This is a genomic window from Paenibacillus xylanivorans (genome assembly GCF_001280595.1).
Lineage (GTDB): Bacteria > Bacillota > Bacilli > Paenibacillales > Paenibacillaceae > Paenibacillus > Paenibacillus xylanivorans.
The window spans coordinates 256,182-273,538 of record NZ_LITU01000053.1; the positions used below are offsets into that span (position 1 = coordinate 256,182).

At 47.1% G+C, this 17,357-nt stretch carries 13 protein-coding genes; all 13 read left to right on the forward strand.

Features of this window, described 5'->3' with window-relative positions; genetic code table 11:
- Positions 1 to 104 precede the first annotated feature (104 nt).
- Positions 105 to 2,909, forward strand: coding sequence for a DNA mismatch repair protein MutS (mutS, locus tag AMS66_RS11175; RefSeq protein WP_053780859.1), 2,805 nt, complete (start codon positions 105 to 107; stop codon positions 2,907 to 2,909).
- A 21-nt stretch (positions 2,910 to 2,930) separates the two neighbouring features.
- Complete coding sequence (gene mutL / locus AMS66_RS11180) at positions 2,931 to 5,147, forward strand: DNA mismatch repair endonuclease MutL (RefSeq protein WP_053780860.1); 2,217 nt, start codon at positions 2,931 to 2,933, stop codon at positions 5,145 to 5,147.
- Between the two features lie 17 nt (positions 5,148 to 5,164).
- Positions 5,165 to 5,950, forward strand: coding sequence for a class I SAM-dependent methyltransferase (locus tag AMS66_RS11185; RefSeq protein ID WP_053780861.1), 786 nt, complete (start codon positions 5,165 to 5,167; stop codon positions 5,948 to 5,950).
- Positions 5,934 to 6,881 (forward strand): tRNA (adenosine(37)-N6)-dimethylallyltransferase MiaA, encoded by a 948-nt coding sequence (gene miaA, locus AMS66_RS11190; protein WP_407944538.1) that lies wholly within the window; start codon positions 5,934 to 5,936, stop codon positions 6,879 to 6,881. The genes AMS66_RS11185 and miaA overlap by 17 nt, the downstream gene beginning before the upstream one ends.
- Positions 6,882 to 7,118: 237 nt before the next feature.
- A complete protein-coding gene (locus AMS66_RS11195; RefSeq protein ID WP_053780863.1) occupies positions 7,119 to 7,340 on the forward strand; it encodes a hypothetical protein in 222 nt (73 codons plus the stop codon).
- A gap of 234 nt (positions 7,341 to 7,574) precedes the next feature.
- Positions 7,575 to 7,817, forward strand: a complete 243-nt coding sequence (hfq, locus tag AMS66_RS11200; RefSeq protein WP_017687918.1) for an RNA chaperone Hfq — start codon at positions 7,575 to 7,577, stop codon at positions 7,815 to 7,817.
- Between the two features lie 168 nt (positions 7,818 to 7,985).
- A complete protein-coding gene (locus AMS66_RS11205) occupies positions 7,986 to 10,634 on the forward strand; it encodes a PBP1A family penicillin-binding protein (RefSeq protein ID WP_053780864.1) in 2,649 nt (882 codons plus the stop codon).
- Between the two features lie 283 nt (positions 10,635 to 10,917).
- Positions 10,918 to 11,481: a DUF402 domain-containing protein gene (locus AMS66_RS11210; RefSeq protein WP_053780865.1), complete on the forward strand. Its 564-nt coding sequence runs from the start codon at positions 10,918 to 10,920 to the stop codon at positions 11,479 to 11,481.
- A 109-nt stretch (positions 11,482 to 11,590) separates the two neighbouring features.
- Positions 11,591 to 12,562, forward strand: a complete 972-nt coding sequence (locus AMS66_RS11215; protein ID WP_024630469.1) for an AAA family ATPase — start codon at positions 11,591 to 11,593, stop codon at positions 12,560 to 12,562.
- A 119-nt stretch (positions 12,563 to 12,681) separates the two neighbouring features.
- Positions 12,682 to 13,968 (forward strand): GTPase HflX, encoded by a 1,287-nt coding sequence (gene hflX, locus AMS66_RS11220; RefSeq protein WP_053780866.1) that lies wholly within the window; start codon positions 12,682 to 12,684, stop codon positions 13,966 to 13,968.
- Positions 13,969 to 14,052: 84 nt separating this feature from the next.
- Positions 14,053 to 15,306, forward strand: a complete 1,254-nt coding sequence (locus tag AMS66_RS11225; protein WP_053780867.1) for a methionine gamma-lyase family protein — start codon at positions 14,053 to 14,055, stop codon at positions 15,304 to 15,306.
- Positions 15,307 to 15,389: 83 nt separating this feature from the next.
- On the forward strand, positions 15,390 to 15,803 hold the full coding sequence (locus tag AMS66_RS11230) for a MerR family transcriptional regulator (RefSeq protein ID WP_024630466.1): 414 nt from the start codon (positions 15,390 to 15,392) through the stop codon (positions 15,801 to 15,803).
- 129 nt (positions 15,804 to 15,932) lie between these two features.
- On the forward strand, positions 15,933 to 17,261 hold the full coding sequence (glnA, locus tag AMS66_RS11235) for a type I glutamate--ammonia ligase (protein WP_053780868.1): 1,329 nt from the start codon (positions 15,933 to 15,935) through the stop codon (positions 17,259 to 17,261).
- The last annotated feature ends 96 nt before the right edge of the window (positions 17,262 to 17,357 follow it).

A 17,357-nucleotide genomic window follows, 5' to 3' on the forward strand; every position in this document is an offset into this window, starting at 1 on the left:
GCCGAAACATGAGGCGGTGGCACGAATCAGTTGCCTGACCGCCTTATTGCTCCTTCCGGTACAGCGTCTCTTCCTGACAACATTGGAACGGATGGAGGATACTCATGGCTCAGTATACGCCAATGATTCAACAATATTTGCAAGTGAAGGCCGAAGCGCAGGACGCTTTTCTTTTTTTTAGATTAGGTGATTTCTATGAATTGTTCTTTGAGGATGCGGTCAATGCTTCCCGTGAGCTTGAAATCACATTAACAGCACGCGCAGGAGGGGGAGAAGATAAAATCCCGATGTGCGGCGTGCCTTATCATTCGGCTGACAATTACATACAGCGCTTGATTGAAAAAGGATACAAAGTAGCCATCTGTGAACAGATGGAAGATCCAACAGTAACCAAAGGCATGGTACGGCGTGAAATTGTACGAGTCATTACACCAGGAACGGTGATGGAAGGCAAGACATTGGGGGATAAGTCCAATAACTATATGGTTTGCCTGACAGGAAACCAGAACACACTTGCACTGGCTGCCTGTGACTTGTCTACTGGGGAACTCTACGTGACCTCAGTTCCATACTCCCAAGAGTGGCTCAAGGATGAAATCGGGATCTACGAACCTTCGGAACTGGTGGGGGATGCTGCGCTGCTGGATACGGTGGCTACCCAGGCATCTCCAATTGGTCGACCTGTGGTGTACACACCGTGGACGAAGAGTAAAGAAGATTTGGTGCGTCAGCAATTCGGTGAAGCGGTATGGGCACGTCTGGAGCCTGAACGTCAAGCGTGTATAGCGCGTCTTTTCTCCTATTTAAGTGAGACACAGAAACGTTCACTCGGACAATTGACACAGGTTTCAACGTATGAGCCTGACCACTTTATGATACTGGACCCGTTTACTCGGCGTAACCTGGAACTGGTGGAAACCGTACGTGAGCGTTCCAAAAAAGGTTCGCTGTTATGGCTGCTGGACCGCACAGAGACGTCCATGGGTGCACGAATGCTGCGTCGTTGGGTTGATAAACCCTTGCTGCAAAAAGGCAAAATCAATGAGCGTTTGGAAGCGGTAGATACACTGTATAACCAGTTTATATTGCGTGAAGATCTGCGTGCTGAACTCAAAGACATCTATGATCTGGAACGTCTGGTGGGTCGAATTGCCTTTGGTAACGCTAACGGACGGGATCTGAATGCACTCAAGCTGTCATTGGACAAAATTCCGGGGTTGCGTCAGTATTGTGCAGATTCGCCTTCCACAACCCTACAGCACATTGCTGGTGTTATGGATGATTGCAGTGATTTGCGAGATGCAATCGGTCAGGCGATCGTTGATGAGCCGCCTGTGTCGGTACGAGATGGCGGCTTAATTCGCGAGGGGTATCATGAGAGGCTGGACGAGCTCCGGGAAGCTTCGGTGAATGGCAAGCAGTGGATTGCAGAGCTGGAAGCCAGAGAGCGTGAAGCAACCGGCATTCGCTCGCTGAAAATCGGTTACAACAAAGTTTTTGGGTACTATATTGAAATTACCAAGTCGAACCTGGCTTCTCTGCCAGAAGGCCGCTACGAGCGGAAGCAGACCCTTGCCAACGCTGAGCGTTATATTACTCCCGAGCTGAAAGAGAAGGAAACGCTGATTCTCGAAGCACAGGACAAGATGGTCGATATTGAATACGGATTGTTCGCGGAATTGCGGGAACGGCTCAATCAGGAGATCGCCAGGCTGCAGAAGCTGGCTGAGCTGGTCGCGGAGATTGATGTGTATCAGTCTTTTGCCGTCATCAGTGCAGAGCGCAATTTCGTACGGCCTACATTGACCGATGGGTACGATCTTGTCGTGGAACAGGGACGCCATCCGGTGGTTGAAGCGGTGATGCGAGATGGAGCTTTTATTGCCAACAATACTGCGATGCAGAAGGAAGAGGCGCGTATTCTGCTGATTACCGGTCCGAATATGGCGGGGAAAAGTACGTATATGCGGCAGGTAGCGCTGATTTCGATTCTGGCGCAGATCGGCTGTTTCGTGCCGGCAGGACAAGCTGAAGTGCCGATTATGGATCGTATTTTCACACGGATTGGTGCAGCGGACGACCTCATTGGCGGGCAAAGTACGTTTATGGTAGAGATGGCCGATATTCAGGTCATGACGGATAAGGCTACCCCACGCAGTCTGATCATTATCGATGAATTGGGACGTGGAACATCCACCAGTGAAGGTATGGCCATTGCTCAGTCCGTCATTGAATATGTGCATGATATCATTGGCTGCAAAGCGCTTGTATCCACTCATTTCCATGAGCTTGCTCATTTGGAAGAGAGTCTGGACAAGCTGGCGAACTACTCCATGGCCGTTCAGGAGAGTGGGGACAAGGTTAATTTCCTGCGCAAATTGATTGCCGGGGCAGCCAGCAGCAGCTATGGAATCTATTGCGCCCGGCTTGCGGGTCTGCCGGATAGCATCATTGAGCGGGCGAATGGCTTGCTGCACGGTTTCGAACACGCGGCAGCCCAGGTTGCTGTCGGCAGTGAATATGCGGGGAATGACAAACAGCAGATTGGCGTTGCTGTGCGAGGCGGTGCGGAGTTCCAGGCTGTAGATCATTCGTCATTGATCCGGGAGCGTGAGTCAGCGGCACCTGTTGAATTCCCTGTTTCGACTGAAGATTCAGCAGGGAAACAACAGGACAAGAAACAAAATGGCAAGCAGCAGTCGGTCTCCAAACATGCGGACGTGATTCAACTGTCCATCTTTGGTGATGAAGAGCCAAGTGTAACTCCGAAACCGGAGGTGGTTGCGGTAGACAAGCCCGCCCGGGAGTTTATCCGTCATATGAAAGATATTGATGTCATGAACATGACGCCGCTTCAGGCGATGCAGATATTGAATGATCTTAAATTGAAGGCACAGCAATTATCCTGAGTATAAGGGAGGGGAAAACCTGTGGCGAAAATACATGTACTTGATGAACATATTGCCAACCAGATTGCGGCGGGTGAGGTGGTCGAACGGCCTGCTTCAGTTGTCAAGGAGTTGCTGGAAAACTCCGTAGATGCAGGTGCCTCCAAAATTGAAGTAACAGTGGAAGAGGGTGGCCTGCTCAGCATTCGTGTCAAAGACAACGGTTCCGGTATCGAGGCTGAGGATATGGAAACAGCCTTTTATCGTCATGCGACCAGCAAAATAGCCCAGGGCCGCGATTTGTTCCAGATCACAAGTCTTGGATTCCGCGGAGAAGCCCTGGCGAGTATTGCCGCTGTATCTAAGGTAGAAGTGTTATCGGCCAGTGGAAATGACGGGCGAGGGCGCCGTATCGTAATTGAGGGCGGCAAACTTTGCTCACATGAGGATGCAACCTCACCTCAAGGTACAGAGTTTGCAGTGAAAGAACTATTTTTTAATACGCCAGCCAGACTTAAATATATGAAAACGATCCAGACTGAGCTGGGCCATATCTCGGATGTACTTTACCGCATGGCGATGTCTCATCCAAACATTTCGTTTAGGCTGCGTCATAATGAGAATGTGCTGCTTCAGACGCTGGGGAACGGGGATCTGCTGCAAGTCGTTGCAGCGATCTATGGTACAAGTGCTGCCAAAGCCATGCTCCCTATCCAGGGTGAGAATCTGGATTATCGTGTGAGCGGGCTAATCAGTTTGCCAGAATGGACTCGTGCCAATCGTGGAGGCATGTCGACCATTGTGAATGGACGATATATTCGGAATTACGGTCTCAATCAGGCTATTCTAAAGGCGTATCATACCTTGCTGCCTATTAATCGGTATCCGCTTGTCGTGGTGCAATTGGAGATGCATCCGTCCCTGGTCGATGTGAACGTGCATCCGGCGAAGCTGGAAGTTCGTTTCAGCAAGGAAGCGGAGCTGTACGAGTTTGTTGAAACGTCACTGCGAGGTGTATTGCGGCAGGAAGTGCTTATTCCACAGGTAACCAAACAGCAAATCAGACGTGGAGACAACAGTTCATTTATCCAGGAACAATTCCTCTTTCCAAGAGGACCTTTGAAGGATGAATCCGAATCGGCAGGTTATGGACAACAAGGGCCGTTAGGGAAAAGTACTGGACTCGCTAAAGTGACTTCGGAGGATGATGATCTGGATCTGGATGCTCCGGCTGATGTGCAATCAGCTCCTGATGGAAATGGTGAGGGTCAATTGCTACCGTTGCCTGAAGCTCCACCCGAGATACCACCATCCTATGATCCATTCGGGATGTCGAGCGGGGACTCAGCATCGAATGTACTGAAGCATAATTATAGTGATAACGAAAATTCCCATAGCGATCTAGCTTCTTCTGTAAGTGAAAATAACGGTGCTGCTACAGATCGTGTCTCGCAAGATGCCGCACCTTCCGCAGAGGATAATGGGTCAGCTGCTCCTGCTTCACAGGCTCGGGCTTCTGCGTATCGTACCAATTCGGTGAATTCTCCGGTTAAAGAAGCACGTTCATCTTATAATCCATCTGCGGCGGGTGCAAAAGGAGAACGAAGCTGGAAGGCTTCAAGTTTACCGGACCCGGCAAGACTGGCATCTGCTGTTAAATCAGATGTTTCCATGCCTGCGTTTCCTGAACTAAGCCTGATTGGGCAGCACCATGGAACGTATTTGATTGCCCAAAATCAAGACGGTCTATATCTGATTGATCAGCATGCGGCCCATGAACGGGTGAACTATGAATTCTACTACGAGCAGTTTGGCAATCCGGCTCAGGCCTCGCAGGAGTTACTGCTGCCCATTACACTGGAGTTCACACCATCCGAGACCGAAAAGCTCAAAACAAGACTGGCTTGGTTCGAGCAGGCAGGTGTGTATTTGGAACATTTCGGCGGACAGACCTTCCGAGTGCGTTCCCATCCGTTCTGGTTCCCCAAGGGGGATGAGAAGGACATTATTGAAGAGATGTCAGAATGGGTTCTAAGTGAACGGAGTATTGATGTTGCTAAGATGCGAGAAGCGGCGTCCATTATGTGTTCTTGCAAGGCTTCTATTAAAGCCAATCAGAAATTGACGGATCAAGAGGCAGAAGTGCTTATCCAGCGTCTCGGTTCTTGCCGTCAACCGTATACATGTCCACACGGGAGACCGATTGTGGTGTCATTTTCAACCTATGATCTGGAGAAACTGTTCAAACGGGTCATGTAGCTATTTAGGAGGAAGTTATGTATATTACAACCGGTGAAAAGGAAGCAGACCACCTTGTGGAACGTGCACGAAACCTTGCGGAAACAACGGGAGGGACCTATGTACCGCGTAAAAAAATGTCTTTGCCTGCACTGGTCGCACATTATGGGATTGATGAGATTATAGTTGTGCTTCAGGGTAAAGTTCGTTTGTTTCGTCCGGATTCACCGCTGCTTGAGTTTCACCCCAGTATGGGATTTGTTCGGGCCAAACGTGTGTTAAATGGAGAAGCTGACCCGATGCTGGAAGCGGGTGCTGTACTTGAAGGGGATACCGTTATCGACTGTACAGCAGGATTGGGCACGGATGCACTGGTATTTTCGGTTGCAGTAGGCAAAAGTGGTCGAGTAATTGCCTGTGAAAGCTCTCATCCGCTTTATACGCTACTCGTGGAGGGAATGTCCCAATATGAGAGTATCAAGCCTGCGGTAAATGATGCCTTCCGGCGCATTGAGCTGCGTCATGCGAATCATCTCGATTTGCTGCGTTCCTTGCCGGACCGAAGCTGTGATACGGTCTATTTTGACCCGATGTTCCGTGAGCCAATGATGGATTCAAGTGGCATCAAGCCTTTGCGGGATTATGCAAATCACAATGCACTGGATGAACAGAGTGTTATTGAAGCGAAAAGGGTTGCACGCAAACGGGTAGTCATGAAAGAGAAGCGCGGCAGCGCAGAGTTTACGAGACTCGGTTTTGAAGTACACGACCGGGGCAATGCAAAAACACTGTACGGAGTGATTAATGTTGAAAGCGGAAGTTAAACCGAAGCTGCTTGTGCTGGTCGGACCAACAGCAGTAGGCAAAACAAGGATGAGTATTGAGCTTGCACAAGCGTTTAATTGCGAGATTATTTCGGGGGATTCCATGCAGGTATATCGCGAAATGGATATCGGGACGGCCAAAATTACTCACGATGAAATGAAGGGTGTACCGCATCACCTCATTGATATACATGAACCGGAATACCCCTACTCCGTGGCGGAATTTCAGGAGAGCTGTACTCGCCTGATTGGGGAAATCCATAAGCGCGGCAAGTTGCCTTTTATTGTTGGGGGTACCGGTCTGTATGTTGAATCGGTAAGTTACGGCTTTCAATTCTCGGACAGCGGCTCAGATGAAGCATTTCGGGATGAACAGTTCCGTTATGCTGAACAACATGGCCCGCAGGCGTTACATGATAAGTTGAAGGTCATTGATCCGGTTAGTGCAGAACGACTGCATCCGAATGACCAACGCAGAGTTGTTCGTGCACTGGAGATCTATCACCTCACAGGTGAGAAGTTGTCCGAGCAACTGGCTTCCCAGAAAAAAGAGTCTCCATATGACCTGCTCATTGTGGGCTTGACGATGGATCGTCAGAAACTGTATGCCCGAGTGGAAGAGCGAATTGATCTTATGATCGAGCAGGGTCTGGTAGAGGAGGTCAAGTCTTTACTGGAGCGTGGCGTAGCGAGAGGACATATCTCCATGCAGGGACTTGGTTATAAGGAAATTGCCGCTTATCTTCAGGGTGAAGTAAGCTGGGAGGCTGCGGTAGAGTGGCTGAAAAGGGATACGCGTCGTTTTGCCAAGCGGCAATTGTCCTGGTTCCGTCATATGAAGGACATTGAATGGGTGGATATGACGGATACCGAAGATTTTGCAGGGAATTATGCCCATGTATGTGAGATGATCAAACGCAAGTTTGACTGAATATAGAAGGTGAATGTTGCACCCGATATTTAGGACTTTAGAACCTCTATCTTTTAGAAATAAAAGGTAGAGGTTCTTTACTTTTTTATATAAAATGACGTCATTTAAAGAGGGAATAATCGGTCGTGTATACAGATTTAAGCAGAAAAATTCATTGTAAAAAAATAACATAAATATTAAAATGAATTCACATGACAGTTTATTTGGTTTTGTTCCTAAGGTGAAGGGGGAGATTTTATGAGTGCAGAACCGAGCGGAGTGGCGAGTTTATATCTCTTTTTCTCAGGATTATTTGGAATTGGTTTTGCCATTGGAGGTCTTATCGCCTTAATTTGGTTAATTATCGTTCTAATCAATACCAATACATACCTGAAACTCTTAATCAATGATAGAAAAAATCGGCAAAATATTACGTTAGCCAGAGAAGAAGCGAAACCGTACACAGATCCGGAAAAGTAGAAGGGAAACGTGGGGAAAGGTAGAATTTGTCCCTCTTTTGCAATTCTGACAAGCGGTGTATAATGGATAAGTCTTCTAGTTGCGAGCGAAGCTCAGGCATAGGTGCAAAATAGCAGGCAAGGGGTTTTTGTGGATTATATGAATCCGTTCATGATATAATAGCACGAAAGCTACTCAGCGATATTGAATATTACTTATAACACGAATTCAAATGAACCAATGGGGGTACGGCTAATGAACAAGTCCATCAACATCCAAGATACGTTCTTGAACCAACTGCGGAAAGAAAACATTCCTGCTACGGTCTATCTGACCAATGGCTTTCAAATCCGCGGAACGATCAAGGCATTTGACAATTTTACGATCGTCATTGACAGCGACGGACGCCAGCAAATGGTCTACAAGCACGCCATCTCCACGTTCACGCCGCAACGCAGCGTATCGCTGATGCAGCAAGATAACAGCGGCGAAGCTTAAAAAATTACGAAACCTTTTTATCAACCATTTCGTCTACAAGTATAGGAATTGAAACAGAGCAACCTGAATAAGGGTTGTTCTTTTCATTCCGGGCAAAATAAGCTCTATAGAAGCTAGAGCCAGCAGACGAATAGAAATTATGCAACCGAAAGGGAGTCAGGAGGTAACATGCCAAACGATCCGTTGTCGAGGTCTAACAATCGCAACAGCAATAACAAGTCAACCAAAAAAGCGAAGCCAAAGACCTCTAAAAAGAAAAAAATTACGGGTAAACGCGTTGGATGGACACTGTTTTTCACCATGGCAATCGCCATATTCTGTGCACTGGGTGGATATTTATTTATTATGGTGAGTGGCGAAAATCTGCTCAAAGCCAACAAGGACAAAACAACAATCAATGAAACTTCAAAAGTATATGATCGTAACGGACAGTTAATGGGCGAGTTGTCCATTCAAAAGCTGGAGCCGGTCAATGAAGAAGATATTCCGGATTTAGTAAAGAAAGCTTTTGTTGCTACGGAGGACAAACGATTCTACGAGCATCAGGGCGTGGATATCTGGTCCATCGGACGGGCGGCAGTTAAAGACGTCATGGCCCGCTCCATGGTGGAGGGTGGCAGTACGCTGACTCAGCAACTTGCGAAAAATATGTTCTTGTCCCGTGACAAGACCTTCTTCCGTAAAGCAACGGAAGTTTCCATTGCAATGGCATTGGAGCGCAAGTACTCAAAAGACGAAATTCTGACGATGTATCTGAACCGGATTTTCTTTGGTCATCAGCGTTATGGAATTAAAGCTGCGTCCGAATTTTATTTTGGGGTATCTGACCTTAACAAATTAGAAATTTGGCAAATTGCCACATTGGCAGCGATGCCTAAAGGGCCTTCTGCCTATAACCCGCTGAGCAATCCCAACGACTCCAAAGCACGTCGTGCTGTGGTATTGCAACTGATGTATGAGCAAGGTTATATTACCAAGGCGGAAATGGATGAAGCCAAAGAAGTAGATTATGACTATACACCGCCTGAGAAAGATCAGAAGTATCAAGCCTTTATCGACTATGTTCTTCGTGAAGCGGAGAAAGTGACTGGTAAAACGGAGGATGATCTGAATATCGGCGGGTACAAAATTTACACGACGATGGATGCTCAGGCTCAAACAGCCATGGAGAGTGCCTTCTCGGATGATAGTTTGTTTGAGTCAAGCAAAGATGATCAGCCAGTTCAAGGCTCCATGGTAATCATGAACCATGAAAATGGCAGTCTCGTCGCCTTGATGGGCGGACGGGATTATCAAACGAAGGGCTACAGCCGGGTAACACAGAGCCGCAGACAGCCTGGATCGGCATTTAAACCGATTGTGACTTATGCGCCGGCTCTTGAATCAGGTAATTACAATGCAAACTCAGCTCTCAGTAATGAAAAGCAATGCTTCGGCAATTACTGTCCGGGTAACTTGCATGGGTATTCTTCAACCATTAGCATGACAGATGCCATTACAAAATCGGAGAACATTCCGGCAGTATGGCTCCTAAACAAAATTGGTGTAAATACAGGTGTTCAGTTTGCAAAAAGCGTAGGTATCCAACTTACGGATGAAGACAAAAACCTGGCGATTGCGCTGGGTGGTCTTAGCAAAGGTACGAATACGCTGGAAATGGCGCAAGCCTATAGCGCATTCGCCAATCTGGGTGAGTACCAGCAGGCTTATGCCATTAAGGAAATTAAGGATAGTGCCGGAAAAACGACTTATAAACACGATAAATCGGATACAACGCGTGTCATGAGTGAGCAAAATGCTTATTCCCTGACTCAGATGCTGCAAAACGTAGTGAATGACGGTACAGGACGTTCAGCACGTCTGGATCGACCGGTTGCTGGTAAGACGGGAACCGTTCAAAGCGGTATTTCCGGCAACAGCGCCAACCGTGATGTATGGTTCGTCGGATACACGCCAGAATGGACTGCTGCAGTATGGATGGGTTATGACAATCCTGATGCAACCCATATGCTCAAGAATAGTAGTAAGCTGTCAGCAGCGTTCTTTGCGAAAGTTATGGGGGATGCATTGAAAGGAGTTCCTGTGAAGGACTTCAAAGCTCCAGCAGGATCCCAGACACCTCCGCCGGAAAAAGAACCAGAGCAACCATCGCTTTCCGTTAGTGGGTTGAATGGTTCTTATGATCCATCTACACAAACGGTGTCGCTGAACTGGACTGCAACGGGCGATTCGTCAACACAGTATCGGATTTATCGGAAAGAATCTTCCGAAGGACAGTTCACCCATCTCATTGATGCTGTAGGTTCGACCAGTGCACAAGATTTAAGTGCGCTCCCTGGTCTTACTTATGAGTATTATGTAACAGCCTATGATCTGGCTTCTGGACTGGAGACAGATCCGTCCAATACCATATCGCTGATGATTGAAGCGGAGGAATTGGAACCGGAGCAGCCGGACACAGGCACAGAGCCGGGAACAGAACCGGACACAGGGCAGCCAGGAACAGAAAATCCGGACAACGGTTCGCCGGGGGATGGAAGTTCTGAGGGTAACAATGGCAACGGGAACGAAAATGGTAATAATGGTAACGGGAATAATGGAAACAACGGCGGGACAGGTCAAGGGAACGGACAGACCGGAGAAGGAAACACGCCGCCTGGACAGGGAACAACAGAACCTGGAGGTACGGGTGAGGGTTCCAATGATGGGTCTGTAACGACACCGGGCGAGGTAGTCACGCCACCAGATAGTGGAAACAACGGTAACACTGGAGAGACGAATGCACCGCCAGATTCCCAAGCTGGAACTGACGGTTAACGAGATTAAACCGCATTAAATAATTACACCAAAAAACCTGCTCCCTGACGTTGGGGGAGCAGGTTTTTTGGTTTGTGTAATGTTTGGAATGGAACCAGAGCCCTCCAACAGATGAGGCAAAGCTTGATTTTGAGTGTATAACTTAAATATGGTAAGCTGTAACTATTCGTAATACGTTGTGCAAAGCCGATTCAGTGACTTGTAGAATCGGTAATGCGGACGCTATTCGCTGTTCACCAATATCAGCAGGTCACGGACCTGTGGTCGGCAAAGAGGGGTTCGTATGAAACGGAAATTCGGGGACCGCGCGAACTGGCGCCGGATTACGAACCGACAATTTACATGCCGGTTCGTTCAATCCAAAATTTTTACTGGTTACATTACGTTGTATACGATACAAGATTTGAAAGAGCCTTTATGGAAAACCTATGGAGGAAGTACCTTCTGCATTGCGGATAAAGGTTATTCATGGTTGCAGTATTATCCCAAAGGCGAGCACTTTGTTGTTACGGCCATGTTTGACGATCAGGAGCGGATCGTTGAATGGTACATTGATACATGCCGCAGCCAGGGCATAACCGATCAGGGTGTTCCGTGGTTTGATGATCTGTATCTGGATGTCGTGGTCCTGAAGGATGGAGAAATATTTTTGCTGGACGAAGATGAGCTTGAAGATGCTCTTTCTCGTAAGCACATTACGACGGGGGATTATGATCTGGCTAACCGGACAGCAAAGGAATTATTGCATGCCATTGATGCACATGTGTTTCCTTATTTCCAACTGTCTTTGAAGCATAGACAATCCCTGTTTGAGAATGGGGAGTTCAGAAAAAATATTCAGATTTGAGTCATGGAAAAGTCTTAGAATTCTTCGCCATCCTTCTAATATTAGAGCACCTGATAGAATACATTAATAATCAGGAGAGTTCAGCCCGATAAAATAGAGGTGATGGCGAATGAACGGACGGGTCATGGCTGCAGGAGGGCAACCGGGAGGCAGACCATCCAGACAAATTAATGTTGTTTTGCGTAACCAGGAACCTCAGATGCTGGTCAAAGAAGAAGAGACGGCAATACAGGCAGCAAAAGGCTTAGCCAAGCATGCGCACTTTCAGGAGATTCAAGGTGAATTGGAGCAGCTGGTTGGGCTTGAAAATATCAAGGATTTGGTATTTGAAATCTATGCTTTCTTACAGATTGCCCAGATGCGTACCGAAGCAGGACTGATAAGTGGGGCGCACGTGTATCATATGATTTTCAAAGGCAATCCGGGAACTGGAAAAACAACGGTAGCACGTATCGTCGCGAAGCTGTTTCAGAAGATGGGGGTTCTTAGTAAGGGTCATTTAATTGAAGTGGAACGTGCAGACTTGGTCGGGGAATACATCGGGCATACGGCACAGAAAACGAGGGATTTGGTTAAGAAGGCATTGGGCGGAATCTTGTTTATTGACGAGGCGTACAGTCTGGCTCGCGGTGGCGAGAAGGATTTTGGGAAGGAAGCTATCGACACACTTGTGAAGTCAATGGAAGATAATAAGAATCAATTTATCCTCATCTTGGCAGGATACTCGGAAGAGATTGATTTTTTTCTGCAGACGAATCCCGGATTACCTTCCCGTTTTCCGATCCAGGTTGAATTTCCAGACTATAGCATTGATCAATTGATTCAGATCTCCGAGATTATGGCCAAGGAACGTGACTATATTCTCATGCCACAGACCATACTCAAATTAAAGCAGCATCTGCTTCAGGAAAAAAATGAATCTCTTCATGCGTTCAGCAACGCCCGATATGTCCGAAATGCCATTGAACGATCGATTCGCCATCAGGCAGTTCGACTATTGGAACAGTATACCCAGGGGAATCCGGGAAAACTGGAGCTGATGACCATCCGCACAGAGGATTTGAAGTTTGAGCAAAAGTAAGCGATAATATAATTTTTGAAGCAGCCGGCCGGGTTAACCGGTTCGGCTTAAAGCATGCCATGGAACCATGGTGGCACAGAATATATGCGGAAACGTAATAGAAGGAGTGAATATACACGATGACAAATGGCACACATGATACAGATATGGTGAAGAAGGATCGCGCCGTGTTGGTGAGTCTGGTTACCGATGAGGTCAAACGTTCGGGTATTAACCCGGAGTACTCCCTTGAGGAGTTGGTAAAACTCGCCGAGACGGCAGGCGTGGAAGTGCTGAGTGTATTGTCACAGAACCTGAAAACCCGGGACACCAAATGGTTCATTGGTAAGGGAAAAGTGGAAGAACTTCGTGCAGTGGCTGAGGAAATGGGAGCAACAACAGCTATTTTTGACCAGGAGCTGTCCGGTGCTCAAGTTCGTAACCTGGAAGAAGCGTTGGATCTCAAAATTATTGACCGCACCCAGCTGATCCTGGATATCTTTGCGCAGCGCGCCAACACAAGAGAAGGTATTATCCAGGTTGAGTTGGCTCAGTTAAGCTATTTGTTACCACGTTTGTCGGGTCACGGGAAGAATTTGTCCAGACTTGGTGGCGGAATTGGAACGCGGGGTCCAGGTGAAAGTAAACTGGAGACGGATCGTCGACATATTCGTGGCCGCATAGATGACTTGAAGCGTCATTTGGAAGAAGTGACACGTCATCGCAAGCTGCACCGGGAACGTCGTAAAAAGACGGGGATCGTTCAGGTAGCCCTTGTAGGTTATACGAATGCGGGTAAATCCACCTTGCTTAAACAATTAACGGCGGCAGATGTGTATATTCAAGACCAGCTGTTTGCCACACTGGATCCAACCTCACGGACGATGGAACTGCCAAGTGGTAAAGAAATCGTACTCACAGATACGGTTGGGTTTATACAAAACCTTCCTCATGATCTGATTGCGGCTTTCCGTGCAACGCTGGAGGAAGTGAATGAAGCGGACCTTATATTACATGTGGTCGATGCATCATCTGCAATGCGTGAAGACCAGATGAGAACTGTACACACGATTTTGCAGCAACTGGGTTCAGGGGACAAGCCCCAATTGGTATTGTATAACAAAAAGGATGCTTGTACACCGGAGCAGCTTGAAATGCTTCCTTTGGATAAAGAACATATCAAAGTGAGCGCTCTGGATCCAGATGACTTGCTGAAAATTCGTGAGCTTATCCAGGCTGAATTGACTGGCGCTACCAAACGGTTCCGTATTCCGGCTGAGCGTGGCGATCTTACATCTGTACTTTACAAAATAGGCGATGTTGTTGAGACCACATTTGAAGATAATGATGTAATTTATGAAGTAGAACTGCAAAAGGGCGAATATGAGAAATTCGGTTATTTACTTGAAGATTTCATACAACTGTAACATCGATGACATATTTGTATGATAAGTTGACACGATAATTGATGTTTGACGTCAGATTCGTGCTATGAAGGGGAATGAAGCAAGATGGTAAGCTTTGATTCAGAGATTATTGAACTTCAACGACAGGTTGAACGTCAGATTGAAGGGCAATTGCAACAGATTGACCGGATCACCGATCATAACCAATGGAAAGTAATTAATGCTTTTCAGCGTAGAAAAGTCAGTGATTTTCACTTTGCGGGTTCAACGGGGTACGCTTATAACGATCGAGGGCGTGAGGTGCTCGATGAAGTTTATGCCGATGTGTTTGGTGCAGAGGCGGCACTGGTGCGTCCCCATTTTGCATCAGGTACACATACTATTGCTACAGCTTTGTTCGGTGTGCTCCGTCCAGGCGACGAGTTATTGTACATTACGGGTAAGCCCTATGACACATTGCATAAGGTCATTGGCAAGCCTGGTGATGGAACAGGATCGTTACGGGATTTCGGCATTGGCTATCAAGAGACGGCTCTGTTAGAAGATGGCGGAGTAGATTGGGTGGCGGTAGAGAAAAGTATCAATGCAGCGACAAAAGTCATTGGTATTCAACGCTCCAGAGGATATGATTGGAGATCTTCCTTCTGTATTGAAGAAATCGCTGATATGGTTACACGTGTAAAGGCGATCAAGGAAGATGTCATCGTTTTTGTGGATAACTGTTATGGTGAATTCACGGAGGAATGTGAACCAACTGAAATTGGGGTGGACCTAATGGCAGGTTCACTGATTAAAAATCCCGGTGGAGGTCTGGCGGAAACCGGTGGATACATATGCGGGAAGGAAAAGTACGTACAATTGGCTGCCTATCGTTTGACTGCTCCCGGAATTGGCGGTGAGGTTGGCGCGATGTTGGGAACAACTCGTGGCATCTACCAAGGACTTTACATGGCTCCGACAATTGTAGGACAGGCCATTAAAGGGAGCACATTCGCTGCGGCGATGTTTGCTGCATCCGGATTTGTAACCAAACCGGCATGGAACGAGATGCGTACAGATCTGATTCAGGCTGTACAATTCAGTTCGGCCGAGCATTTAATTGCCTTTGTGCAAGGAATACAGCGGGCTGCTGCAGTAGATAGCCATGTAGTTCCTGAACCGTGGGACATGCCGGGTTACGAGCACCCTGTCATCATGGCGGCAGGTACGTTTATACAGGGTGGAAGTCTGGAATTGTCAGCAGATGCACCTATCCGTGAGCCTTATATTGGCTATATGCAGGGCGGTTTAACATACTCTCATGTTAAATATGGCGTTTTGATGGCATTACAGACCATGAAAGAACGCAAATTATTGTGAGTTTATCTAACACATCATTGACACTTAGTAATAACTAACTGTACAATAGAGTGAAGAAAAGATGACTGGAAGGTTGATGAATGATGGGTGACGAAATTCGCAGAAATATGGCCTTATTCCCAATAGGTATTGTAATGAAACTTACGGATCTGTCCGCGCGTCAGATTCGTTATTATGAGCAGCACAGCTTGATTGTTCCTGCGAGAACGTCAGGTAATCAGCGTTTGTTCTCTTTCAATGACGTAGAACGATTGCTGGAAATCAAGGCTCTGATTGAAAAAGGAGTTAACATCGCGGGTATTAAACAAGTGATGAATCCTGTATCCAAGGAGTCAGAAGAAGCGACTGTTATTACACCCGATACGGAAGTGAAACGCAGAGAACTTTCGGACTCCCAACTGCACCGTCTGTTGAAACAACAATTGGTGTCAGGTAAGAGACCTGGACAAGTATCTCTCATTCAGGGAGAGCTTTCCCGTTTCTTTAATAAAAAATAAGTTCGTATAACCTCGTAGGTCAGGGGAAATCCTGCTTTTAGGTAGGAGGACTCCTTGACCCATGCAATATTCTAATGTACAAATATAACAGGCAAGCCAAATACGCAGAGAAGAAAGGGAGAGGGTACCGTGAGTTTTACTAAAGAAGACATCCTACGCATCTCAAAAGAAGAAAATGTACGATTCGTTCGTTTGCAATTTACCGATCTGCTTGGAGCGATCAAAAACGTTGAGATTCCTGTGAGCCAACTTACCAAGGCTCTGGACAATAAAATGATGTTTGATGGTTCTTCCATTGAAGGTTACGTGCGTATCGAAGAATCCGACATGTACCTCTATCCTGATCTTGATTCTTGGCTCATTTTCCCTTGGGTAGCCGAGAACCGTGTTGCTCGACTGATTTGCGACGTATATCTTCCGGATGGTAATCCGTTCCCCGGAGATCCGCGTGGCATCTTGAAACGAAACCTGAAAGAAGCCGAAGAAATGGGATTCACTTCCTTCAACGTCGGTCCTGAACCAGAGTTCTTCTTGTTCAAAACAGACGAAAAAGGAAACCCGACTAACGAACTGAATGACCAAGGTGGATATTTCGACCTTGCGCCTACGGATCTTGGTGAAAACTGTCGTCGTGACATCGTTATCACACTTGAAGAAATGGGCTTTGAGATCGAAGCTTCCCACCATGAGGTAGCTCCAGGTCAGCATGAGATCGACTTTAAATATGCTGATGCTCTAAAAGCAGCAGACCAGATCCAAACGTTCAAACTCGTTGTTAAAACGATTGCACGTCAGCATGGTCTACATGCTACCTTTATGCCGAAACCGCTGTTTGGTATGAACGGTTCCGGTATGCACTGTAACCAATCCTTGTTCCAAGGCAAAGTGAACGCATTCGTAGACGAGTCGGACGAGCTGGGTCTGAGCAAAACTGCACGTCACTTCATGGCTGGAACTTTGAAGCATGCGCGTGCGTTTGCAGCAATTACGAACCCAACTGTGAACTCATACAAACGTCTTGTACCAGGTTATGAAGCCCCTTGTTATGTAGCATGGTCCGCCAGTAACCGTAGTCCAATGATCCGTATTCCAGCTTCCCGTGGTCTGAGTACACGTGTTGAGGTTCGTAATCCGGATCCGGCCGCTAACCCTTACTTGGCTTTGGCTGTTTTATTGAAAGCAGGTCTGGACGGAATCAAACGTGAGCTGTCCTTGCCAGCTCCAATTGATCGTAACATCTACATCATGTCAGATGAAGAACGTGTGGAAGAAGGCATTCCAAGCTTGCCAGCTGACCTGAAAGAAGCATTGAACGAATTGATTCGCAGCGAAGTCATCTGTGATGCTCTCGGCGACCACGCCCTGGCTCACTTCTATGAGCTGAAAGAAATTGAGTGGGATATGTACCGTACACAAGTCCACCAATGGGAACGCGATCAATATATCACGTTGTACTAATAGCTGAATCCCTTGGCGCTCTAGCGCTGAGGGGTTTTTCTTTTTGTGGGTGAGGGGGTATAAAATTGACGATGAAAATTAATGCCCACAAAATGC

Coding starts and splice junctions, on each gene's coding strand:
- mutS (WP_053780859.1), top strand. CDS start 105: ATGGCTCAGTATACGCCAATGATTCAACAATATTTGCAAGTGAAGGCC.
- AMS66_RS11185 (WP_053780861.1), top strand. CDS start 5,165: ATGTATATTACAACCGGTGAAAAGGAAGCAGACCACCTTGTGGAACGT.
- AMS66_RS11195 (WP_053780863.1), top strand. CDS start 7,119: ATGAGTGCAGAACCGAGCGGAGTGGCGAGTTTATATCTCTTTTTCTCA.
- hfq (WP_017687918.1), top strand. CDS start 7,575: ATGAACAAGTCCATCAACATCCAAGATACGTTCTTGAACCAACTGCGG.
- AMS66_RS11205 (WP_053780864.1), top strand. CDS start 7,986: ATGCCAAACGATCCGTTGTCGAGGTCTAACAATCGCAACAGCAATAAC.
- AMS66_RS11210 (WP_053780865.1), top strand. CDS start 10,918: ATGAAACGGAAATTCGGGGACCGCGCGAACTGGCGCCGGATTACGAAC.
- AMS66_RS11215 (WP_024630469.1), top strand. CDS start 11,591: ATGAACGGACGGGTCATGGCTGCAGGAGGGCAACCGGGAGGCAGACCA.
- hflX (WP_053780866.1), top strand. CDS start 12,682: ATGACAAATGGCACACATGATACAGATATGGTGAAGAAGGATCGCGCC.
- AMS66_RS11225 (WP_053780867.1), top strand. CDS start 14,053: ATGGTAAGCTTTGATTCAGAGATTATTGAACTTCAACGACAGGTTGAA.
- AMS66_RS11230 (WP_024630466.1), top strand. CDS start 15,390: ATGGGTGACGAAATTCGCAGAAATATGGCCTTATTCCCAATAGGTATT.